This is a genomic window from Thermosporothrix hazakensis, assembly GCF_003253565.1.
In the GTDB taxonomy this organism is placed as follows: domain Bacteria; phylum Chloroflexota; class Ktedonobacteria; order Ktedonobacterales; family Ktedonobacteraceae; genus Thermosporothrix; species Thermosporothrix hazakensis.
In genome coordinates this window covers 19,842-42,666 of sequence record NZ_QKUF01000041.1, presented here as the reverse complement: position 1 = coordinate 42,666, position 22,825 = coordinate 19,842, and the positions used below count along the sequence as shown (strand labels likewise).

Below are 22,825 nucleotides of genomic sequence, written 5' to 3'. Positions count from 1 at the left end.
CCAGCCACACCGCCGCGGTCACGGCAAGCCCAATCCCGACGGAGACGCCTGCGGCCTTGCTCCCGCCACGGGTCCCCGCGACGCTACCAGCATCGGAAGTCCAGACTGCCAGCACCAGTGCTTCACAGCGCGAGGTGAGAACGCTTCCCTCTCCCGCGTCTGTGGTTCCAGCTGAAGCGCATCCCAGGTCACCGCAGCCGGCCGTCAGACCAAACGCATCGCATCCACCGAAGCAGCGCACCAGAGCCAGGTCAAGCACGCCCGTCGAGCAATACCCTCCGGCACAGGTCTTAACGGCTGAGGCCGCGGTTCCCGGTGAGGTCCTGGCAGAGAGGACAGCGCATCCCAGGTCACCGCAGACGACAACCAGACAGGCAGGGTCACAGCGACCCGGACAGAAGGCAAGCCGAGCGACGACGCCTGCATCAGCAGGACCACGCCCCCGACGGCGGGCAACTCAGGGTGCGGCTTCCGGTCCTGCTGGCGAGACAACGCCTGCTCCAACGACCACATCAGCACAAACAGAACAGCGCCCTCCTGTCATCCCTGGATCACGCGCTACCCTGGTCTTTGGCAACCCGGAGCATATCCAGCAAGTGCGTGCCGCCTCTCAGCGGAAACCGCGCTCATCCAGGCGGCAGACCGAGCAAGCGCCCACATCTGCCGGGGCAGGGCACCGAGCGCAAAGCACTCCGGTCCCGCAGCAGGCTCAGCGCTCCGTGGCGCGGATACGCACGCCATCATCGCAGGCAACGGAACATGCTGCCGCAGCCCAGCAGCAGCACCTGTCCCACCGTCGCTGCACGGACACGGTTTCCACACCCCGGGTATCACTTCGCTTTGGTCATCCGGAACACCTCCAACGGCTACGGAAACCATCTCCCAGGCGCTCACGGCGCACCTCGACGACTCCTGCCGAGGAACCCCCCGGCCTCTTCACGCTCCTGCTCACGACAGCCGAGGACGCAATGAGCAACTCGCAGCAGATGCTCGTGCCATCCTCTGCACCTGTCGACCGGCAGGGGCGCGCTCTCAGGCGCTCGGGGCACGCGAGCACTGGTCCCCTGGCAGAAACCACGCTCCCTGCTCCCTCCCAGACGAGCGATCTCCCTTCGGCCTCCGACCGCTCACATCAGCGGTCACATCCGTCGGTTTGTCCGGGAGCGCTCGTCTTTGGGAAGCCTGAACGCCCTCTGAGAACCCGCAGGCGGGCACGCAGCACCCAGGAAGTGGGCGGGACCATCTCTCAATGTCCGTTCTGGACCGAGACGGACACGGAAGAGCATCCCACGTCTCTTCCTCCCAGACGCTAGTGAAAGCAGGCGTGCTCACGCTCCGGCGTGAGTCCCGCCTGCCTGCATCTGCACGAACCATCGGAGGTCCACACGTCTCGCACACAGCGTCACGACCATCCCGTCTGGACGTCCATGCACCTTTTCTCCTGATCAGCCAGTCAAGCCACTGCTTCCAGTCTCCAGATACAAGCAGCACTGGCAGCTGCACGCTGATCTCCTGCGTCCATCCCTCTCCAGAACCGGGCAGTATCCCTGTCCGCCTCTGGAGAGCCTTCCCTCCCTCAACAGCTTCTCCGCATCCGGGCTCATCTCTCCTCGCACCAACCATGCCTTTCCCGCTTTTTTGCGTTTTGGCCCTTTCCACTCAGAAGACTTCTGTCCACACACCTCCACGCGCAGCAAGCCCGCAGTCATCCTCAAGAGTGCTCACGCTCACCCAACGCCTGTCTTCCACTCAGACACACGCGATAATCCTGCGCCTCATCCATGAGGATCTGTCTCACCAGCTCCCGATCATGCAAACGCGAGACAATCCGATGGTCTATCCCCTCCAGCGCCATCCGGTTCGAGGTGATCACCGTTGGCAACATCGCGTTGTAGCGATGATTGAGCAGCTGAAAGAGCTTCTCATTGGCCCAGGGTGTCCGATGCTCCGCGCCCAGATCATCGAGCACCAGCAGCTCCACCTCCCGGACGCGCGCAAACAGCTCATCATAGGTCGCCGGCGCATTGGGCGCAAATGCCGAGCGCAAATGATCCAGCAGATCCGGCACGGTCAGAAACACCACTCGCTCCCCGGCTGCCAGCCGCTCCTGTGCAATCGCCACTGCCAGATGCGTCTTGCCACAGCCATAGGATCCCAGCAACACCAACCACCCTGCTGGCTGTTCGGCATAGGCGAGCGCCGCTGTATAGGCCTCTGCCACTCCCGGCAGACTCGCCTCAAAATGCTCAAAGGTCGCTTGCCTGTACCTCGGCAACGTATCCAGGCGCGAGAGCTCTCGCAGCAGGGCCGCCTCTCGCTGGTGTTGTGCTTTGCGCGTGCACACACAGGGGAGAGCCTTGCCAAACTGCGGATGGCCAAACGGAACCTCCCGCCGCACAAATCCCGTCCCCCGGCACTGCGCACAGCGCTCCTCTGAAGCCTGCTGCGGCCCCTGCATAGGCGAGAGCATCGTCACCTGCGGCGGCCGGGTCCGCCATGTCGAGCGCGCCACCAGCGCTCCCAGCGATTCCAATCCGTGATCTCGTCGTTCCATCCTCATGCACTCCTTCTCTGCTGTGTTTCACATTCACGCGCGCTCATCCCTTTGATGAATCGCAGCCCCTCCACGGCCTTGCTCACCAGCACCTGCCCCGCTTCGCCGGCTGGCGTCTTCCAGCGCAAGCACACCTGCCACCCGCTCTCGGTTGGCTGTGCCGCACTCTCCAGGTGCAGCCCCAGGGAAGCCGCCTGTTGCGCCAGGATCGTGGCCAGTTGCTGAGCTTGTCGCTGCGTCAGTCCACTCGAGTGCGGTGGTTCCTCTCCTCGCATCTCACCATGCATCGAAGGTTGCTTACCCGGCTGCGAGACACAAGGGGGCTGTTCCTGCACCTTCGCGACGGCTGCCGCCCGCTGCCTCACCATCACCGCGTAGGGGATCTGCTCCTGCACCTGCGACGGGCAAGAGCGCTCCACAGGCACCCGGAGCCGCAGCTTCTGCTGCTTGAGATGCTCCAGAAAGGCATGAACTCGATAGCGTCCATGCGAATCCCGATGCACCAGATCATGCACATGCACCTGCTCCCCTTGATGCGTGCGCCGCCAGTATGCGTCCGAGCCATGCGTCCAGGCGGCCTCGATCTCCTGCAAACTGACCTTCGGTTCCAGCGTGAGCAGGCGCGCCGCCGCCCGCAGTTCATGCTCACGTTGCTCCCGCGAATACCCCTTTCCCCGCAACCGCTCTATCAGCGCCACCACGGCCTCGGCTTCAAGCACCTGCACGTCGCGAGCACCGTGGGACCGCCCGCTCCCCTCTCTCGCTTCGGCTTCAGCGGGCTGTACGGTCGACGCCGACAGCGCTGGCACCGCTTCTCCGGCCATACCAGGAACCTGGATAGTTTCTTGCTGAACCTCAGCAGCAGCAACGACAGATGACGTGACACGGGGAGAGAGCGGGGGTTGCTTTCCCTGGTCCCCCTCGACACCTGGAGCGGCAGAGAGCGGAGTGCGCTCCACCCATGTGCTCGTTTTGCCACTTCGTCCTTGAACACCAAGCGCCTCATCCAGGGGAGAAACAGCAGCAGCCCCCTCCCTCTCTGCCAGCACATTGCTCTGCATGATGACAGAGGAAGCTGCTTCTTTTGGCTCTTGCTTTTCTCTTTCTTCTTCTCTTTTCTCTTTCTTATATGGGCGCCAATGTGGAAGGGGGGTGCCGCCATTTTGGAAAGAGGTCTCGCCATTTTGGAAGGGGGTGCCGCCATTTTGGAAAGAGGTCTCGCCATTTTGGAAGGGGGTCTCGCTCTCTTGGACAGAGGTGCCTCCATCATGGACAGAGAAGCCATCAGCACTCTCGCTCATCCCCTCCTGCCAGAAGAACCGATGCGGGTCCGCCATATGCGGCAAGGCATCCAGCGCCTGCTGAATCGCCTCCACCTGGAGCTGATAGCACGCCCGGCCCAATGGATCCCCTGGCTCCTGACGCACCTGCACATACCCTCGCCCCGTGAGCCGCTTGAGCGCCCGCCGCAGCGTCGTCTTACTCATCGAGAGCGGCTGTCTCGCTCCTCCCACTTTCGCCGTATCAAACTTGTAGAGGCGTGAGAGCAGCTGGGCCTGCGAGAGCCGTACCCATCCCGACGGCTCCGCCGGCACCACACGTCCCATCTGCCGGGCGGCAGCAGCCTCTTGCTGCCAGCGCTGCCGCTGCATCTCAAGCTCACCTTCCAACACCCGCAAAATCTGGGCCTCCAACTCATCCCGGGTCAGCAGCACATATTCCAACCGCACCATCAAAAACATCCCATAGGGAAACCGAAACAGACGCTCCCGCTGCATATACCGCTTCTCCTCTCTGTCAACTCCGTTAACAACACTCGCGCTCGAAGGCCTGCATGTCCAGGCCCTCGAGCATTATCAGACCCGCTTAGCGCGGCTCGTCCGGCTCACGCTCCTGCTCACGCGCCGCCTCATACTGCTCCAGCTTTTTGGCATACCACAGGCTCTCACAGCCCATGCAGCGCCCTTGTAGCAGGTAGAGACGCGGCCGGCTCAGGGATGCCGTGATCACCGCTCGGTGCGTCAGCGGCACCACAAAGGGATGCTTCCCCCCACAGAAGATCGGCGCCATCAGCTGCACTTCTGTCTCTCCTCGCTCCAACTCCGCGGCTTCTTCCGCCTGCTCGATCAGGAGCTGATCCAATGAGGCACAGATCCTTCCCAGCGCGTCCCGAGAGAGCGGTCCTACCAGCTGCGCATACTGCTCAAACGTCATGCGCACCAGGACGCCCCCGGCACTCATCAGCTCCAGTTGGGGTGGCGGAGCATCCAGAGGCGCAATCTGAAGCATGCGGGCCGAGACCCCATCCACAAAGAGCCGGCCGTCGCGGCGGACTATCGGCACCTGATTGCCTGCCTCATCTTGAAGCACCAGCACCCGTTCTTCTGCTCGCTGTTCATCCTGATGCCCTGGCATCGGTTCTTCCTCCTCTGTCGTGTGTTGCTCTGACGGTTGGTCCTCGGTCTGGGCCTGTTCCTCCACCACGCTCGATCGCAGCGTGTCCTGCGTCATCTCCTGCTTCTCGGGGCGCGATGCGCGCTCCTTCCGTTGCCGCCTTCGCAGGCACGTCCAGCGTGGCACCCAGCACTTGCGTTTCTTCTGCATCATTCTTCCTCGCTTTCTCTTTCTCCAACTTCCTACCACCCGATCATTTTGGCCCACCAGGAGCGTGCGGCCTCCGCCTGCTCTCGATGCCGTCGGATCATCTCAATCCCTTCACGCAGACGCCGCTCTTTCTCCTGCATCACCTCCGGTGGATCTTCCAGCGTGAACTGGATCTCCCCCAGCAAGGCACGCACCGCTGCTTCTGCCTCCCGTTGCGCCTGTGACGGCTTCCCAAACCATTGCCGTATTCCCATCATCTCACTCCTTTCATGCTTCGTCATCATCGCCAAACTGCATCTGCACCATCGCTCGCGCTTGTGCTTGCACCACCTCAGCCTCACTCATCTTCACAGGAGCTTCCACATCCTGAAGCGGTGGCTCCTCTGCCACTGGGGGCAGCCGGGCCAGATACGCCGGGGGAAACCAGATGCCTCGTCCTTGCCCTTCTGCACTCCCATAGAGATGCGCATCGCGATCGATCAGCAAGAGCGCGATATGCGGTCCCACAAACGCTCGTCCGCTATAGCGCCGGGCCTCTTCTCGGAGGTGCTGCACCACCGCGCTTCCTTTGGGAAAAGGCACCTGCACATACTCAAACTCCTCTGTATTGCGTGGCATCGACCACCCCTCACGAGCACAAGGCCTGCGCGATCCGCATGCTCCCTCGCGCATTCACCAGTTCCGCTTGTTCCACCGCTCGCAGGTGGGGCATCTTGCTGCGTAACACATCGTGGTAGAACCAGACCGAGCCCCCCACATGGTAGTGATACGGAATATGCCCGGCTACCACCTCGTTCGTGATCCCCCACAGCGACGCCGCCTCTTTTAAGGTCAGCTCTCCCACCTTGAGACAGCCTTCTCGCACGATACTCGCCAGTTCCGCTGCTGCAATGCTCGTGCGACCACAGGCAATCGTCGGATACGCCTCCGGGTGCCCACTCCGCTGAGAGCCATAGGCCCGCAAAATGTCACTGCGTTCACGCACGCTCAGCTTGCGCTGATAGCGCTCCTGGACCTGCTCCGCCAGGTACTCACCAATCTGTTCCACCCCCAACTCAACCCCTCGGCACAGTTCGGGCAGCGGCTCAAAGCCATCCAGCACCACAAACTCTGTGGTATAGCCTCCACCATCAATAAGCAGCCGTTGCTGCCTGGCGGAGTCAGCTCCATAGAGCACCAAGGCGGGCGGTCCTTCCACCAGAATCTTGCGGACCCGAATCGTGGCCCGCCGCTGCTGCCCATTAAGTTGAAAGACATGCTCGCCCTCCAAGCACGCACGCACCTGCCGCCGTAACTGCCTGGTGTAGTAGCCTACCGGCAGCGTCGTCACCAGCTCAAGCGTGTATGCTGTGGTGGGAATCGTCAAGCCCGAGGCGGCCAGCAGCCGAAGAAGCTGATCTCGTGAGGCATAGCGGGTCTCATCCCCTCGCTGCGTCGTGGCCAGTTTCTGGTGCCGCATCGCCATATATCCGACAAAGTAGTCTACCCCTTGATACGAAACCAACACATCCTGGTGATAGCGCTCATGAGCCGTTGGAACGCCATGCACCCCACTGCGTAACAAATCCAGTCTGGCCACGGAACCCAGGGCAATCGCACTGGGTAGCACCGTGATGTGTTCCTGACCCTCGATGAAGGTTGCAAAACAGGTATCGGTGTTGCCTCCATCAAAACCTGCCGGATAGCAAGGGGAGGTTCCCAATCCGCGTGCTTCATATGCAATCGTCATTGTCATCACAACGTCTCCTTTCACTGTCGTGATCTGTTCCCGGAACAGACCATATCGTCATTTCTGCTTCCCGGTCTGTTCCGGGAACAGATCAACACATGATTTACCATCGGTGTGGTGGCATCCTTTTTCGGTACTCCTGGGGCTTGATCCCCAGCTCCCGACACACCTGCTGATAGAGCCCATACTTGCGCCCGGCCAGCCCCACCGCCGCTGCGATCTCTCGATGCGAGAGCTTGCCTTGCAGACAGAGCCGCCGAATCGTTTCCCGCACCTCCGCGGAAACAGCTCCCTGCCTCTCTTTTTGGGCAGGTACCGCGGATGACGGCGGAAACACTCCCTCGATCACCCTGCCACGAGGCCCTCGCCCCGCTTGTGGCGCTGTTTCCTCCCCTGTTTCCGCCTCCGTTTCCGCCCCTGTTTCCACCCGTTTCCCGTTTCCCGGCACGGAAACAGCAGGAGATGACGCCCAGGGTTCTAGACTCACATCCTCCCCCGGTCTGCGGGCTCCCAGCGGTCCAGCTTCCACGGCATAGCGTGGCTGCTGCAAGATCATCTCCTCAATCTCATAGCCATAGACGAGCGTGCGTCCCACCCGAAAGCGGGTCACCTGCTCAGCCACCTGCCGCTTGTGATTAGCCGCCAGCAGCGCCTCACTGTGCATCAACAGCGCATGCACAAACACCGTCATCATCGCATTGCGCAACCAGGCCAGCCCCGCCACCTTCTGCGAGATGAAAAAGCCATACATCGCAAATCCCCGCGTCTCATAGCCGCACGTTTCCGCCAGGCACTTGATGAAGACCTGCAATTTCACCTGCTCCTCACTCAGCTTGAGCCCAAAGGCGGCATACAGGTCGGCCCGCTCCGCTTCAGAGACGCGCACCACTTGCTGACAGGTCGCGTTGACCTCATCAAAGACAATGAGCCACCGCTGCGTGCAGGGCCGGCGCCCCGCTCGTCTGGCCCGAAATTCCGCCAGAAAGAGCAGGATCGCCTGCTTGATCTCCTCTGCCGTTGTCGCCACCGGACGCAGCAAGGCCTGCCGGAACGGGGCCAGTTTGCGGGCCAGACTATCCGGCTTATGCGCATGCAGGTCACAGAGCAATAGCTTCGCGCCCCAGGAGACCACATCCTGCACCTTGCCATAGACCGTATTGCTCTTGCCCGAATTGGAGCCCCCCACAAACCAGGCCGTTTTGAGCTGCTCCGGGGAGGCCAGTTCCAACCGCCCCGTCTCCGGATGGATCCCCAGCAGCGTCTGGCCGGCAGGCACCTGATCCCGAATCGCCGGGTACTCAATCACCGCCGGAATCGCCTCCACCGCAGCAGGCAACGGGGGTGCAGACATACCCGCTGGCTCCTGAGCAATGCTGCCCTGAGAGGCTGGTCGCAACCGCGCCGGAAGTGCATCCACCTTCATCTGATCTCCCGTCTGCGTATTGCGGTATTCCAGTCTGCGCCCCTGGCGCACCGCCTCCGTCGACGCCTCTAGCAACGCGCGATAGGCTGCCCGATCTTTGCGGCTCTGTGAAAAGTCATCAAGAGCCCGAAGGCCACGAAAGAGCAGCGGCAGCACCCATGGCGCGCTCAGCGCACTCAGCACCAGCGCACTCAGCCCCACCAGACAACCTGCATGCTGCGTCACCGCCACACTCACCCGCTCCCAGAGCCATTGCAGCGCCAGCCACAGCAGGGACGCCGTCACCCAGAGCGCCAGCGCCACCGGCAGCGCCACATTGAGCAGAAAAGAGGGGCTCATGCGACCTCTCTGCATCTCTCGTTCCGCCATTCGTCTGCCTCTTTCATCGTTCTCACAGCGCCTCATCAGCGCTCTTATGCCCGCGCGACGGCTCGCACCTGTAGCTCCAGCAGCAGCCCCCCACAGAGCACCCGCACCACCATCTCTGGCCGCAGCACCACCGGACAGACCGACTCCTGCCCGAACCGGACGCTTGACAGCAGCGTCGTCTGCTGCCACTCCGCATCAGAGACCTCGAGCGTAAAGGGGGCCTCCGCCCACACCGGACAAAACAACCGCGCAGGCGTCTCCAGCGGTTCACAGTGAATCCGCAGCCTCATCGCCCGCCGGGGCAAGCATACCTCATCCATACCCTTCCTCCTTTCACACGTCCATCCTGTCATACGCTCATCCTACAAGTAGGGCTTCCAGCAGGGTCGCTCCTGCGTCCCCCGCAGGGGCTCCGCTGCTCACTCCTCCAGGAGCACCAGATGCAACGCCTCCAACGTCAATGGCGGCTGCTGGCGCATGCGCAGCACCTCATTAATCGCCGTGAGAATCTGCACGGCCGAGCGCTGCCGCACCGTCCGCCCCAACTCCGCATTGCGAATCGTCGACGCCGAGATTCGCGCCCGTCGCACGATATCCTCGCGGGTCAGGTCCAACTCCTTGCGTACTTGTCGCAGCACCGACGGCTTTCTTCTCTCTTGTCGCATATCTCCCTCCTCCTATCTCTCTTTCTTCATCTCCATGATCAAAAAACACCTCCAGCTTCTCTCTTCGTACGTACCGGCATGACCACATGCACACAGCACGCCGACACCACACCCAGAGGAAAATCACTGACAGGCAGCGTCCTCATCCCTCACCACAAAGGACCTGAGGATTGCGCATCATACAAGCGCTCCATGAGCGCTCTGCTCTCGCGAGCAGCAAGGAAGCAGGCATCCGTTCTGAAGCATCCTGGCTGAAAAAGGGCAGAACAGATGACTACATGTCACTGCCCACTGGCCTCTCGACGAACGGAAAAAGCGGGGAACACACACCACCAGCCGCGCACTCAGGCAGGATTGAAGACAATCTCTTTGCAACACGATCTAGCCAGAGCACAGAGAGTATGGTATAGTATCGGTGCGGTCTTGACCGCTTTGTTGGGACCTTGCCAGTGTCGGTCTGCCAAAACGAGCACTGGCAAGGTTGCCTTTCTTCACACCACAACGCCCACACGCTGCCCTCACAGCAGCATCTTCACCTCATGTGTGCAGCGTTTTCACGCCCAAACACGTGGTAGCAACCACTAGTACACCCCCTCCTTTCATTCATCCGGTTGAAGTGTTGTATCTTCAACCGCTCCCCTTCAGTATACCCGACCTTCACGAGAATCTCAAGCGATCTCCTTCAATATAGGCCTCGCTCCCGAAAGTCACACCGACACCCTTCACGCTCTCTGGAGACCCCCCTGCCTGCATTGCCTTTCTGCCCCGCCTCTTCCCTCACATTCCCTACTCTGAGTTTCGCCAAACGATCCTGCACAAACGCAACCCGCTTCGGGTCACGCTCTACGGAGTAGACATGTTGACACATCCTTGCAAGGATGGCGGTTTAATACCCGATCCCGGAGTCACCTTCAAAGATGGTTACATGCTATGAGTAAAGCAACCATCATGAAAATCACACCCGGCTGGCTAAGCAAGCCAGCACACCCTCATTTGAATTGGAACGTTCACGATGTGTTTGGAGCTTCCCATTCACGAGGTTGGTAAAGCATACATTGGTGGTTGACGCTCATACTCGCCCAGTTTCTTGTGCTGCAAGGCAGTACGCTGCTCAAGCGGGTTCCGATCAAAAGATTGATCGGAACCCCATGCCGCTGGCGCCGTTTCTTGAGCACATAGGAGAACTGGCCCGTTCCCAAGAACGCCTGCGCTGGCTTCAGCAGCGGGCAACACATGCCTAACCCACTGTACATGTGAGGCAAGATGATGCCTCATGCGCCCGGTTGTGCTTGTATGCTTACTTGGCTCTCGCTATCTCCTTGTCTGTTTTTCCTATCCTGGTGCCACTTCTCCTTCTCGCTAGCTACAATGGTGGTAAAACATACAATTCTGGTGCGTATGACCCAGACAGGCAATTGTTAAGATAACGCTAATATGTGGTCATTCTGGAGCACCTTGAAAATGAGAATGTGTCCCTCGAACCAGCATTCTCACACGGGATCAGGCGCGGCAGATCATCCTTGAATATATAGGTGTTTTCCAAACATCAGCGTCTTCACTCTTCTTTAAGGGACACCAGCCTTCTCAAGTTGAAGAGAGGATGTTTCCCCCATTAGCCCTGTCTACAAGAGTGGGCCAAGCTCGCTCTCCAGAGTGCTGAGGATTGAAACCTGCTCGAAACTCATTGTCGAGCCCCGCAAAGTATTGCCGACAGCACCTTCACTTCACTCCTCCTTTGGCGGAAGAGAAGTTACTCCCCGGCTTAAGAGATACAGGCACGAGCCGGGACTTCTGTCGAGAGTGGTTGACCATGCCCTTAAGCTTCTTGCAACGCTTGTGCCAATGCCTGATACATCTCCCCTGCATGCTGATAACGTTCCTCCATATTCTTCGCCAGGGAGCGATCTATCACTTTCAATACACGTGAGGGAAGAAAGGGAGCGCGTTGGTGTATGGGTATCATCTCTCCGGACAAAACAACTTCTATTGGGTCGCGCCCCTGTTGTAGTGGGCGTGGGAATTGACCAGTCAGGACATGATAGCATGTGGCCCCCATCGACCAGATATCACTAACCGGTCTTACATACTTGAAATTGATCACTTGCTCATAAGGCATATAGAGAAAGGAGCCAGCCGCTTCGCCTGTAACCGTCATACCACTTAACCCGGCCTGTTCAAAGTTTTTCGCCAGTCCCAGATCAGCCAGTTTGGCTATCCATTGCCCATCTCTCTTGCTCAGCAGAATATTGTGCGGCTTGAGATCACGATGGACAAACCCCTGCTCATGTGCAAAGGCAAGCCCTTTTAATGCCTGTAGCAACAGTGGTCCAGCCTCTTGCAGCGAAAGGCGCCCGCCACGCTTTTGCATCAGATCAAACAGGCTCCCCCCCTCACAGTATTCTAAAAGAAAGTAAAAAACACTGTCGAGCGAACCATATTCAAGGAACTCGACAATATGCTTGTGCCGCAATGATCGTGTCACTTCCACTTCGCGCATGAACTTTTTCCGCATCTGTTCATCCACAGCTACTCGGGCAAGGAGAACCTTCATGGCGGCGTAAGAAGCGTTCTCCCGGTGTCGAACCAGATAGACTGCCCCCATTCCCCCTTGTCCTATCTTGCGTTCGATCTCATAGCTCGGAATACCAGGCATATCTATTTGCGCCTGTCGTTGAAGCCGCTGAAGTAGGGATTGCAACTGTATCCCATGCTCTTCGGTCTGCATTCGCTTCTGGCAGCTCTTACAGAGATATGTACCACTTCTGCCAGAATCGGCCTCAGCGGAAACATCCTTTCCACATGATTGACAGTGTATCGGTCGAGACACATGACGCTCCACCTCAATTCTGACCTCCAGAGTCGTTCGCCCCACCTGAATCACATCATGATCGTGCACATCGACCTGGGGATACTGGCGCTGTGCGCCTTGCTCTGGAGTCTCATGCGACTGACGCCCCCCATATTTTTTCCCGTTCACAAAGGTGCCATTGCGACTCCCCAGATCTCGCAAGCGGACCTCTGGAGGATTCACCTCTAAAAGAAAATGGTGACGCGATACCTGCATATCATTGGAAAGACATATCTGACAATCCTTCATGCGTCCACAAAGCAGGGTGTCATGAGTTGTAAAGACAAAGCGTGTACCCTGCATACAACCCGCAGTGACAGTGAAGGTAATCGTCGCAACCATACACATCTATTCTCCTTCTAGAAGAGAAGAAACAATGACAAAGGAACTCCGGATAAAGGCCCACATAGAGGTGATCGCGCTGAGAAGGAACCCAATGATACAGAGCGCTATCGGAAGTACAGGAGCCGGAAGCCACGATAGGTGAATGTTCGCCCCTCCTGTCCAGCCAACCACTCCCCAGACAATACAGAGCATGAGTTCTGAAAGGTATCTCAACACGAGCTTATGAGAGAACCACAGCGCAATAGAAATCCCAGCAGCTATAATACTTCCTATGAGCATACCTTTCGGGAAGCGCCCTGGAATGAACGCCATAGGAAGACCGAAGACATGAAAGAACAGAAAGCCGAGACGAAGAAGGACAAAAAAGCAAGATGGGGTCCTCCTTTCAGATGGCAAAGGGCCAGGCGTCACCACGAATAGATCTCCATATTGCGTCACAGTGCCTCCATAAGGGTTGCTGAAAAGTCGCATTCGCAACTCTTTTACCTGCTCTGATTTTTATACATGTTGTATAAAAAATGTTTCTCTTATCGCATTTGTCATTTTTACCCTCTATACAGGAATACGTTCACAAACACCGCTCGGCAAAAAGGACCGCGCAAGGGCATCCTTGCTTTCTATGCTTCAGTCCAGGCCTGTCCATATGACAGCCATTCTGGCGCTCCAGACAGGGTCTCAAGGATTCTGCCTCTCCCGCTCAGATCTCGAAAGCTACCGGGTATTGGCCCTTCGCTCTGCTATGATCTGCCTTTACTCTTCAGCTGTCATACGCAACCGCTTTGTGACAAGCCGGTAGCCCAGACCACGTACGGTCTCCAAAAAACGCGGCTCCCTGGGATTGGTTTCCAGCTTCTGCCGTAGTTCCCAGATGAGATGCGTGATTTCAGCCTCTGTATGTCCCGGCTCATCACCCCAGATGGCTGCAATGAGTTCCTCAAAAGTACATAGGACAGCAGCATGCTGATTCGTACGATTGCGCTGTTCCATATATCGAACGAGCTTATGTTCTTGTGGACGCAAGTCCCGAATCTCCAGCCGTTTCTCATCCTCGATACGGAACAGTCGCCCTTCGATCCAGTCATATTCCAGATAGGCAACGCCTCTTCCTAGCCCGGCTGGCCTGGTTCCAAACGGGTCACGAAAGGTCAGTTCCCAATAACAAAGCTCTCCTTCCTCTGCAAACTTACCAAGGAGCAGAATACAATCCCCCTCCTTGAGCGAAGTTCGCCCTTCAACCATCATCACATCGGTTCCCTTGCGCACAAAGGTCGGGTTCACGCCTCCGTTATGTACCACCCACCAGCCCTCCATATCGCGCTCAAGCAGGCAGTGCGCCTTGCGGGAAATGAGTTGTTGTGGATCTGGTTCCAGCGCTACATCATTGAAGAGATCAAAGCGCCCAATTGTAATTCGGTCCTTGTTCAGTTCTACACGAAACTGTTGCTTCTCTGGCCCTGTAATCTCAAGAAAGGGAAAAAGCGTTTCCATAGCAACTCCTGCTATAATAAAGTTATTCCCTAGTTGAAGTATTCCTATGCACTGATCTCCATAACCTTTATTTTACACAATTTTAGAGTGGATCCTATGGAATTTCAATTGCCATCTGGTTGAGAAACAATGTCCAGGTGAGGGAAGAGAGATGGAAAAATACAGCAACTGTGCAGGGAATAATGATGCATCCTACCTGCATATGCAAGCAGCAATACTTGTAAGTAGAAAAGAGTGCAGGTATACTTCCAAAAGGATGACAAGCTTGATGTGAAAGAGAATAAGGCTCCTTCTCTCTGCGGAGCACTACTGCTCTCCGTAACAGGAACCATAGTTCCCACAAGGGATATGCTCTTTTCATCGAGAGATCAAATCCGTTCTTCTCTGATACTCTGTTCCATGTAGAGCGGTGTATATTCCATAGTTCACAAAAAGTCTTCAAGGATGAAAGGACAATTTATGGATGAGAAACCTACCTTCATACAGCGCCTTTTCAGTCGCCGCCGGCAAACAAATACCTTCACAGCTCCCTCTTCTCCTCCATCACAGGCCATACCAGCAAAAGGAATGCAAGGATATATAGCCTATCCTATGAATATTGAACGTGTCTTCAGAGACTGGCAAGTAGGCGATGTCATCTTAAATACGTATACGGTCAAAGGTGTTCTTGGTAAAGGTGGAATGGGTATTGTGTATAAGGTGTATGACCATACCACACATACGATTCTGGCAGTCAAGCGTCCTCAACCTGAGTACTTTCGAAGTCAGCACGACAAGAAGATCTTCACCCGTGAGGTTGCGAACTGGATCCACCTGACCCCCCATCCGCATATCTTGCGCTGCCTCTATGTACGGGATGTAGAGGGAATTCCCTGTCCGTTTGCTGAATATGCCAGTGAAGGGAGCCTGGAACAAAGTATTCGCCTGCGCCATCTCTATAAAGGTGAGAAGCAACATGTTCTTGAGCGTATCCTGATTATTGCAATTCAGGTTGCCGAGGGTCTGCACGCTGCGCATGAACAGGGGATAATCCACCAGGATGTCAAACCGCACAACGTTCTACTTACCGCTGAAGGGATCGCAAAAGTGAGTGATTTTGGGCTGGCAAAAGCTGCCACTCTCCTCATGGCTGAGCAAGAAGAAACACAGAAATATCAGACAGAACAGCAAAGCATTCTGGCAAAAGGGACAGCCGCCTATAACTCACCTGAGCAAGCTGCCGGGCGCACATTGACCCACAAAACAGATATCTGGAGTTGGGCGGTCTCAGTACTGGAACTATTCATCGGCGATGTCACCTGGAGTACGGGAGCCGTGGCAGGAGCAGTATTGCAAGAGAAACAAGAAGCACAAGCATGGCAAGTGCCTATGCCAGAGGAAGTGCACACTGTTCTCAGCCGATGCTTGCAGTATCGGCCAGAGGCACGACCAGCCACGATGGCGGAGGTTGCTGAAGAGCTAATGACTATCTACGCGCAATTAAGCGGGAGACCCTATGCACCACCAACATTAACCCCCAACGAAGCGACCCTGGAACTAGCCGGGAGGCTCATTGATCAAGGAAAAGCACTGGCACTTCTGGGACAATTCAAGAAGGCTCTCGCTGTCTTTGAAGAGGCTATCCAGCTTGCGCCCTCCCTCAGTCCTGCTTACGCAGCTAAAAGCAATGCACTTTTCCACCTGGGCAGATATGAAGAGGCCCTCACAGCCTGCCAGCAGGCCATGCGGCTTGATTCGTTATATCCCGGTTCCTATTTTAATGCAGCACAGGCTTTGACTATGCTCGGCAGATATGAGGAGGCTCTTGCAGCTCTTGAACAAACCACTCGCCTCAACCCCTCGTATGCCCCGGCTCATAGCGATAAAGGAACTACTCTTATGCAGCTGGGACGGCACGAAGAGGCTCTGACCGCATTTCAGCAAGCCCTGAAGCTTGATCCACATGACCCTATCACATATCGGAACCAGAGCCTTGCCTTCAGTGAGCTGGGGCGCTATAAGGAAGCGCTGGATGCTTGTGAACAAGCTCTACGGATTGCGCCCACGTATGCTGGAGCATACCAGGCACAAGGGCAGGCACTCTTTAGACAGGAGCGACACGAGGAAGCACTTGCCGCTCTTGAACAGGCTCTACGCCTCGATCCCCATTACGTCAATGCACTGGTTCTTAAAGGAATGGTACTGACCACACAGCAGAGGTTCCAGGAAGCATTACAGGATTTTGAGCAAGCAATCCACCTTGCACCCGAGTTTGCAGAAGCTCATTACCTGAAGGTTCTTGTACTTCTTGAACTCGGTCAATATGAGGAGGCTCTGACTACCTACAAGCAAATCACCAGGCTTTATCCGTTGAAGACCAGAAACCATCTGCTCCAAACAGATGTGCAAGCAGCCCTGGAAAACTATGAGAAGAACTCTGGACCTCACCCTGCACATACACCGCTGAAACAGTTTAAAGCGGGAAACAATGAAGTCACCAGTCAATTGAAGGACTCCTCTGCGCTGACAACTGGCAATCCTGCCTCATCTACACAGTCAGGACATCCCCGAAAAGCGCTTCAACTTATTGACCAGGCAAACTTGCTCAATAATCGTGGTCGATATAAAAAGGCGCTGGCCATCTGCGAGCAGGCGCTTCAACTTGATCCAACACTGGCCGCTGCTTATACCAACAAAGGAGTTTCCCTCAATGGCCTCGGGAGACGCCAAGAAGCATTAGTTGCCTATGAGCAAGCGATTCAACTTGACCCGGCATTCCCCACGAACTACACGAACAAAGCAAGTGTGCTTCATCTCATGGGAAGACTTGAAGATGCGCTGGCCGCCTGTGAGCAGGCACTTCAACTTGACCCGAATAACGCCCTGACGCACTATAGCAAAGGCGTTATACTCGCAGATCTTGGGCTCTACACAAGTGCATTGATCGCCTTTGACAAAGCTCTCCAGCTTGATCCTACCTTTTCTCTTGCGCTTACAAACAAAGGCAGTGCACTCTTTCTCTTAGGAAGATACGAAGAGGCACTCGTTACCTATACACAGGCGCTTCAGCTTGATCCCAAAGACATCCTTGCCCGGAGACATCTAGAAATGTTGCGGAATATACTCGATTTACCATAATCCTTGAGACACCTTCACCTGCTGTTGTCTGGTAGAGGTCATCAAACCATTCTGTCATCTCTGGCAATAAACTCTATAATAATTGCTTGAATCGGTTTTGCCGCTGTCGCTTCTCAACAGTATGCTCATCAATTCTATGATGTAGGCTGCTTGCTCAGTGGAGTACACTACGCCATCGGCAGCACCATCATTCGCGAGCACCCGTTGTATGCTTGTCCAGCAGAGCTTGTACGAGCTCCGCAATCTCCTGGCGCCATTTGCGATGTCGGAAGAGAACCACGGTCTCGCCGCTCGAGAACTGACAGCTCTCATCCAGTCATGCCTGTCTGACTGTTTGGATTGAGGGGATCATGACCTGCTGCTCTACAGGACTCAACATGGCTCATAATCGTGGGGAACCAATTGAAATTGAGCTCATCGGCAGAAGAAAACTCCTCTTCCTCTTTTAGCTTGCCTCTCGCGTCTTCAAGCACCTTTTTTACCCAGATACTCTGGATCCGGGCTGCTCGCCTTGTACTACGAGCCCGAGGGGAGCATACTGACAGGCCTAAGCGTAGCGAAGGCCCGTGTTGCCTTGAATCCATAAGAGTTCCATCAAGCGATTCTGCGAGCTGATGAAGCAGAACGATTTGTCAATAAGGACGCGGGGAAAGAGAGTATTCATTTTGTGGCCTTAGCTGAAGAAAGGTATCATCTAGATCGAGCCTGGGCTTACATCTCAGCTCCAGTACGCTCTGCTCAATATCCTGTAAATACGAGAAGAGAGCTAAGGTCAGCATTAGCAGCTCAGCATAAGCACGCGGGACACAGAAAAGCGTTTGAAAGTGTACTCCTAGCAAAACATACTTTCTTGAGAAAGAGTACGAGAAAAGTGCTAAAATAGCCTTGGAAGCATTCGTTCAAGCAAACGCATCATTTTCTTGCGTAAACACAGGGCGTGTAAAGTTACTTACAAACCATCTTATTAGCAACTACGGAAGACAAGATATCATTGTGCGTACGCTAGAAATAGCTTTAGCTAATCCCCAACTGACGTAACAATGACCTCTAAAGAAGGCTGCTGAGTCTAGTTCAGCAACCTTCTTCACTCACAACCGTGCCGTTCTCCCTGCTTCGACTCGGGACGATAGCCGAGCCTTTCGAGAAAGAACGCAGATTCCTTCCTATCGACGGAGAAAGGGAATGCGACAAGCAAAATATTACCAAGCACACTCGATCCTTGAGCAAAACTCGCCCGGCACCTCAAGAAAAGCGTGAGGGGCGGCAGACGGGCCTCCCAGACCCTTGCAAGAGCATCGCATGATCTTGCTTGCCGTGTGCTGGTTCGCCCAAGCGACCTCGCCCCCTCCTCATTGCAGTCCATCCTCACCCGCCTTGCTTTCATTCCTGAGCCGAGGCACGCTGTTCCCTTCCATGCCGCCACTTCTTGACCCAGAGACGGAGTACCTGCTTCACCAGGTAGGGATGCAAAAAGCTCCTGGATGAGCGCAACATGTGCAGATATTCCTGAAAAATGAGCGAGGCACGCGGATCTATGGTTACCAGATGCATCAAGGTCTCGATATACTGTCGAACGATCCTACTTCCCCAATTCGTTTCTGTGTTGTTCCCGGCAAGGAGACGTTCAGCTCTTTCCGCATATTGCCAGGGCCGTCGTAACAAATGGGCTTGCTGTCGCTGAAAAACACAAGCCAGGGCACCATGATCCTGCTGACGCAGACAACGATCAAGCAAGACCGCTTCCAGGATCGCTATCGTCATTCCTTGTCCATAAACAGGATTCAAAACACAGGCGGCATCTCCCAGCACGAGGAAGTTTTGGGGGCCACTGCTCAACCGCTCAAAATGCCGCCACTGTATATGAGTTCTGCAATAGCTATCCATCGGCGAGCATGGTTGTCCTGCCTGTATTGCCCGGGCAATCGTCGGATCGGAAAGACTCTGTGCAAAGGAGAGAAAGGCAGCCTCATCCGTTGGAAGGGCATCCTCTCCTCTCCCGGAGAGGATTACCATCCACCGTCCGCCTTCAACCTCCATCAAGACCCCGTCTCGCCGCAGTGGCGGGGAAGCCCGAACAATGACCCCGTTCCAGGGGATCGCATCCGGGACAGGAGACGCATACCAGCGTGTCGCATACCATTGATGGATAGCAACGACTGTTTCTTGGGGCGCTTGATATCCCAGCTGCTCTAACCAGATTGGAGCTTGCGATAGAGCCCCACTGGCGTCAATGATGAGATCAGCATGCACTTCCTGAGGAGCCGCCTGACCCCGTTTCAGGTAGCGTACTCCATCTATCTGCCCCTGCTGCTTCTCACCCAGCAACCTTACAACCTCCGCTCCCTCCACCACAGTGATGCGATCCGAGTGGCGAACCTCTTGCAAGAGATGCCATTCCAGAAAGAGGCGAGAACAATTCCACCCGTGCAGACGAGGGGGGATCTGACACAAAGGCCCATAAGGAGACACATAGAGGCTCCCGCTCCCATACTCTCGGCCAATCGCTCCCGCCGCAAGCAATTTTTGGGTCAGCCCCGGAAACAGCTCCTCAAGGACATGCTGACCGCGCAAAAGAAGCGTATGTACTTGCTGCCCCTGAGGAACCCCTGAGCGAAACACAGGTTCAGCGGGATAGATATCCCGCTCCACCAGGGTAACCCGTTTACAATGCCGAAGCAACACGTGGCTTGTCACTAATCCAGCAATGCCCCCACCAATCACAAGGGCATGAGATCTGGATGGACTGGGCGATCTGCGCATAGATTTTCTTCTTCTCCTTCATTTTTCCTGTATGTGGCGAAATACTCCTGAAGCATGCGGTGCGCAAAGCGATACTCACTCCCCATCCGATACAACAGCATGCGCTCAACGGCAAAATCCAGAAACTGAGGATAGTTCCAGGGGATCGCTCCTCGTCGCCAGAGCCAAAAACGCAGCAGCATATGTTCGATCCATGCGAGTCCCCCATGAAAGAAGAAGAACTGAAAAGCAAAGCGGCTCCCGCAAATCATCGCGAAGCGAAAACCAAGCAGCGGCCATCCAGGCACTCCAGTCAGAGCAAACGCCAAAGCACTGATGCCACCCCCTCCACATCCTCCAAGAGCCGCGAAAATGAGTGATGCCTTCACCGCATGACGAAGCGAGCGGGAAAGGCCTTCGTGTGGCCGCTGCAAAGCACGCTCCTCTGCATCTGACATCCGTGTCACCCAGGCCTCGAAAAGCCCTGCAAACAGGGCCGTCAGGGCTCCGATACCGCCCGCTAGAACGCCAAAAAGAAGGCCATAACGCAGGCCATACACAAAGCCCTGGGAAAGACCTGCAACGCAGAGAAAGGTAATGCTCACTGCCAGAAACACCCAGCTCCCGAGCAAGAAACCATTCCGCACTTGCTCAAGCACCTGACGCCAGCTGACCCATTGCCAGGATGCCACTTCAGCAGGCTGGATCTGTTCTCCCATCCCCTCTACTAACCGGGTACCATTGGCCAGACCAAAAATGATCCCGGAGGGACAGCCAACAATGAGCGCATAGATCAGAATCAGCAGATGGGATTCATGAGAAAGCACGTCATACACCAGTCCATACCCGCACGTGCTACACAGCGTATAGAGCACACAATCCGTCAGCCGCTCTCTCACGCCACGCTTGCTGGCATTTTGCGGCTCTGGAGCAGGGAAAAGCGCAAGACATCCGCTTGCAAAACTCATACACAATCCACTCAGACAAGCAATCCCAAACCCGCGATAGAGACCATATGGAATCCCTCCCCACAGACTCAAGAAGAAACAAGCCAGCAGCCCACTCACCAGCCCAAAGCAGAACCCCCGTCGACATCCTTCCCAGGCCCTTTTCAGGAGCAAGGACCAGGAGAGACGCAGGGGATGGGCTCTGCTCACGCGTCCAGCGAGGACAAAAATGAGGAGGAAGATCACGGTCAGCAAGACAGCGAAACTGGTGACATTTTGAAATCCCCCTCCCAGGCCAAGCGCCATCCATCCCAGTACCTCATTGCTTGGCTTCCCTGCAACCCAGGCCAGCGGTCCCGAGGAAAACGAAACCGGATCCCCATAAAAGCTGGCAAAGAAAATACTCAAGGAGAGCGTTTCCAGGCAATAGAACAGACGCACAATCCAACGACGATATTGGTGCTGTTGTCGTTGGGGGAGCCAATTTGGCTGCATGCGTTCTAACGAGAACTCAACCTGTCCGTGTCGCTCAAGTTGAGAGGCGAGCACTGCAAGATAGTGAAGGGTTTGTTCACGAGTATAGATGCTCCGTTGACCCCGCCGTTTCAGTACATGCTCAACATAACAGGCAAGCACCGCCTGCCCCGTTGTTGCAGAAGAACTGCTGCGTCCTGCTCATACGTAGCAGCCTGTCTTTCCATCCCTTCAGTGTAAACCAGACACAAAATTCCCAGTATGAATGGCGTTTGGGCCAACTGCCTGAGTCCCGGGTCACGCTGTAACGCCTGTTGAAGTTCCTTCCCTTGAGCACCTTTTTGCGCAAGCACCTGCTCAATCTGCTCCTGGCGGAGTGGCTGAATCTGAAGAGCATGACTGAAACAGAGTTGTCCCTTGAAAGCCTCATACTCCTTCGTGCGACAACACATGACCATCGGGACCAGCCCATGCGCCTGCCGATACCGATTTATCGCCTCGACACAACTTGCTCGCGCTTCAGAGTTGACCTCATCGAGTCCGTCAAGGAGCAAGATTACCTGTTCCGTCTCGATCCACTGACGAGCCAGCGGCTGAGGAGCGTAATATTTTTGCTGTAATTCTTGAAAAATCCACTCATCCAGCGAAAACCGTTTCTGCGTCCACTCTGCAAGATGCAGAACAACGGGAAGCAGTGGCATCGCCTGGTGTGCTTCCCGTTCCAGCAAGGCTTGCGCAAGTGTGAGCAGGAGTGTGGTTTTTCCCGCTCCTGGCTCACCGAGAATCAGGAGTGTACCATCCGCCGCATCATAAAGGTCCAGTAAGGAGGTTCCCGTTGGAATGAGCCGCGGTTTTTGATCCCACTCTGCAACCGCCAACCAGGGATTATGAACAGCTTCAGGGAGTTCCACCAGATCGGGGACAAGCAGGGTCATGTGCAAAGAACGCTCCAGCCCATCCGTGATCCAGCGTTTCCATATCCGCCGCAGCATGCGATGTCGGTGCTCATCACGATTTGATAACTCGTTGCGCGGAAATGCTCTGGGAAATTCGTCGCTGCCATGAGGTTGTATCTCTAGACCCAGCTCAACCAGCGTCTTTTTAAACAGTTTGCAAAGCTTATGTCGGTAGTGCGGGGACGGCGTGCGCAATCCACGCTCCCAGGAGCTTACCGTTCGCACATCCACCTCAAGTCGCTCGGCCAGGGCTTCCTGGGTCAAGCCATGCTCGTACCGGGCTTGCACTAACAGCTCATTCCGTTGGGGCGCTTGTTTTAAAGACATGCATCACCTCCCCAGAGACCACAACCACATTGCTTTTTCTCTATCATAGCCCAACCAAATTTATACGTTCAATACAACTCGTTTTTTAAGTAAGAACATTTTCTTTATATTTTAAACATAAAATGAATCGTATACCATCTATATCCCTACAGTCAGATACATAGCTCTTCTTCTCTTTTTCGACAAAATCAGAAATAAAAGCAAAACAGCCATTTCTGAGCATACACAACAACGAGACGC

Annotated in this window: 17 protein-coding genes; 2 read left to right on the top strand and 15 right to left on the bottom strand. The window is 55.7% G+C overall.

Going from position 1 to position 22,825, the window contains the following annotated elements:
- Positions 1–1,313: hypothetical protein (locus EI42_RS28975; RefSeq protein WP_211326396.1), on the top strand; the 1,313-nt coding region annotated here is incomplete at its 5' end.
- A gap of 398 nt (positions 1,314–1,711) precedes the next feature.
- On the opposite strand, the gene EI42_RS28970 is transcribed toward EI42_RS28975, so the two are convergent.
- The 12 genes from EI42_RS28970 to EI42_RS28905 all read right to left on the bottom strand — a co-directional run bounded on the left by EI42_RS28970 (position 1,712) and on the right by EI42_RS28905 (position 14,025).
- Positions 1,712–2,554, bottom strand: coding sequence for an ATP-binding protein (locus tag EI42_RS28970; protein WP_211326395.1), 843 nt, complete (start codon positions 2,552–2,554; stop codon positions 1,712–1,714).
- Between the two features lie 2 nt (positions 2,555–2,556).
- Entirely contained in the window at positions 2,557–4,332 is a 1,776-nt protein-coding gene (locus EI42_RS32125; protein ID WP_137686256.1) for a MarR family transcriptional regulator, read from the bottom strand.
- Positions 4,333–4,420: 88 nt separating this feature from the next.
- Positions 4,421–5,161, bottom strand: a complete 741-nt coding sequence (locus EI42_RS28955) for a hypothetical protein (protein WP_111326122.1) — start codon at positions 5,159–5,161, stop codon at positions 4,421–4,423.
- A gap of 29 nt (positions 5,162–5,190) precedes the next feature.
- Positions 5,191–5,415, bottom strand: coding sequence for a hypothetical protein (locus tag EI42_RS28950; RefSeq protein WP_137686255.1), 225 nt, complete (start codon positions 5,413–5,415; stop codon positions 5,191–5,193).
- A gap of 10 nt (positions 5,416–5,425) precedes the next feature.
- Positions 5,426–5,776: a hypothetical protein gene (locus tag EI42_RS28945; RefSeq protein ID WP_111326120.1), complete on the bottom strand. Its 351-nt coding sequence runs from the start codon at positions 5,774–5,776 to the stop codon at positions 5,426–5,428.
- A 10-nt stretch (positions 5,777–5,786) separates the two neighbouring features.
- On the bottom strand, positions 5,787–6,893 hold the full coding sequence (locus EI42_RS28940) for a ParM/StbA family protein (RefSeq protein ID WP_111326119.1): 1,107 nt from the start codon (positions 6,891–6,893) through the stop codon (positions 5,787–5,789).
- 97 nt (positions 6,894–6,990) lie between these two features.
- Positions 6,991–8,649 carry a hypothetical protein gene (locus EI42_RS28935; RefSeq protein WP_211326394.1) on the bottom strand — a complete coding sequence of 553 codons (1,659 nt, stop codon included), beginning with the start codon at positions 8,647–8,649 and terminating at the stop codon, positions 6,991–6,993.
- Between the two features lie 74 nt (positions 8,650–8,723).
- Entirely contained in the window at positions 8,724–8,999 is a 276-nt protein-coding gene (locus EI42_RS28930) for a hypothetical protein (RefSeq protein WP_111326117.1), read from the bottom strand.
- Positions 9,000–9,098: 99 nt separating this feature from the next.
- Positions 9,099–9,344: a helix-turn-helix domain-containing protein gene (locus EI42_RS28925; protein ID WP_111326116.1), complete on the bottom strand. Its 246-nt coding sequence runs from the start codon at positions 9,342–9,344 to the stop codon at positions 9,099–9,101.
- Between the two features lie 1,032 nt (positions 9,345–10,376).
- Complete coding sequence (locus tag EI42_RS32120) at positions 10,377–10,619, bottom strand: hypothetical protein (protein WP_137686254.1); 243 nt, start codon at positions 10,617–10,619, stop codon at positions 10,377–10,379.
- Between the two features lie 541 nt (positions 10,620–11,160).
- Positions 11,161–12,534: an FHA domain-containing serine/threonine-protein kinase gene (locus EI42_RS28915; protein ID WP_111326128.1), complete on the bottom strand. Its 1,374-nt coding sequence runs from the start codon at positions 12,532–12,534 to the stop codon at positions 11,161–11,163.
- A 753-nt stretch (positions 12,535–13,287) separates the two neighbouring features.
- Entirely contained in the window at positions 13,288–14,025 is a 738-nt protein-coding gene (locus EI42_RS28905; protein ID WP_111326113.1) for a winged helix-turn-helix domain-containing protein, read from the bottom strand.
- Positions 14,026–14,616: 591 nt separating this feature from the next.
- Between EI42_RS28905 and EI42_RS28900 the strand changes: the two genes are divergently transcribed.
- The gene (locus EI42_RS28900) at positions 14,617–17,142 is read left to right on the top strand and encodes a serine/threonine-protein kinase (protein WP_170142990.1); all 2,526 of its coding nucleotides are present in this window, start codon (positions 14,617–14,619) and stop codon (positions 17,140–17,142) included.
- A gap of 1,380 nt (positions 17,143–18,522) precedes the next feature.
- Here the strand turns inward: EI42_RS28900 and EI42_RS28890 are convergent.
- Genes EI42_RS28890 through EI42_RS28880 form a run of 3 tightly spaced genes read right to left on the bottom strand, consistent with a single transcriptional unit; the run spans position 18,523 to position 22,585 of the window.
- A complete protein-coding gene (locus EI42_RS28890; RefSeq protein ID WP_111326110.1) occupies positions 18,523–19,902 on the bottom strand; it encodes an FAD-dependent oxidoreductase in 1,380 nt (459 codons plus the stop codon).
- Entirely contained in the window at positions 19,860–21,464 is a 1,605-nt protein-coding gene (locus EI42_RS28885; RefSeq protein WP_137686253.1) for a hypothetical protein, read from the bottom strand. Before EI42_RS28885 ends, EI42_RS28890 begins: the two co-directional genes overlap by 43 nt.
- Positions 21,434–22,585 (bottom strand): NACHT domain-containing protein, encoded by a 1,152-nt coding sequence (locus EI42_RS28880; RefSeq protein WP_111326108.1) that lies wholly within the window; start codon positions 22,583–22,585, stop codon positions 21,434–21,436. The genes EI42_RS28885 and EI42_RS28880 overlap by 31 nt, the downstream gene beginning before the upstream one ends.
- Positions 22,586–22,825: the final 240 nt, after the last annotated feature.

Coding starts and splice junctions, on each gene's coding strand:
- EI42_RS28935 (WP_211326394.1), bottom strand. CDS start 8,649: ATGAGCCCCTCTTTTCTGCTCAATGTGGCGCTGCCGGTGGCGCTGGCG.
- EI42_RS32125 (WP_137686256.1), bottom strand. CDS start 4,332: ATGCAGCGGGAGCGTCTGTTTCGGTTTCCCTATGGGATGTTTTTGATG.
- EI42_RS28930 (WP_111326117.1), bottom strand. CDS start 8,999: ATGGATGAGGTATGCTTGCCCCGGCGGGCGATGAGGCTGCGGATTCAC.
- EI42_RS28950 (WP_137686255.1), bottom strand. CDS start 5,415: ATGATGGGAATACGGCAATGGTTTGGGAAGCCGTCACAGGCGCAACGG.
- EI42_RS28905 (WP_111326113.1), bottom strand. CDS start 14,025: ATGGAAACGCTTTTTCCCTTTCTTGAGATTACAGGGCCAGAGAAGCAA.
- EI42_RS28955 (WP_111326122.1), bottom strand. CDS start 5,161: ATGATGCAGAAGAAACGCAAGTGCTGGGTGCCACGCTGGACGTGCCTG.
- EI42_RS28880 (WP_111326108.1), bottom strand. CDS start 22,585: ATGTCTTTAAAACAAGCGCCCCAACGGAATGAGCTGTTAGTGCAAGCC.
- EI42_RS28925 (WP_111326116.1), bottom strand. CDS start 9,344: ATGCGACAAGAGAGAAGAAAGCCGTCGGTGCTGCGACAAGTACGCAAG.
- EI42_RS28890 (WP_111326110.1), bottom strand. CDS start 19,902: ATGCGCAGATCGCCCAGTCCATCCAGATCTCATGCCCTTGTGATTGGT.
- EI42_RS32120 (WP_137686254.1), bottom strand. CDS start 10,619: ATGAGGCATCATCTTGCCTCACATGTACAGTGGGTTAGGCATGTGTTG.
- EI42_RS28915 (WP_111326128.1), bottom strand. CDS start 12,534: ATGGTTGCGACGATTACCTTCACTGTCACTGCGGGTTGTATGCAGGGT.
- EI42_RS28945 (WP_111326120.1), bottom strand. CDS start 5,776: ATGCCACGCAATACAGAGGAGTTTGAGTATGTGCAGGTGCCTTTTCCC.
- EI42_RS28900 (WP_170142990.1), top strand. CDS start 14,617: ATGAATATTGAACGTGTCTTCAGAGACTGGCAAGTAGGCGATGTCATC.
- EI42_RS28940 (WP_111326119.1), bottom strand. CDS start 6,893: ATGACAATGACGATTGCATATGAAGCACGCGGATTGGGAACCTCCCCT.
- EI42_RS28970 (WP_211326395.1), bottom strand. CDS start 2,554: ATGGAACGACGAGATCACGGATTGGAATCGCTGGGAGCGCTGGTGGCG.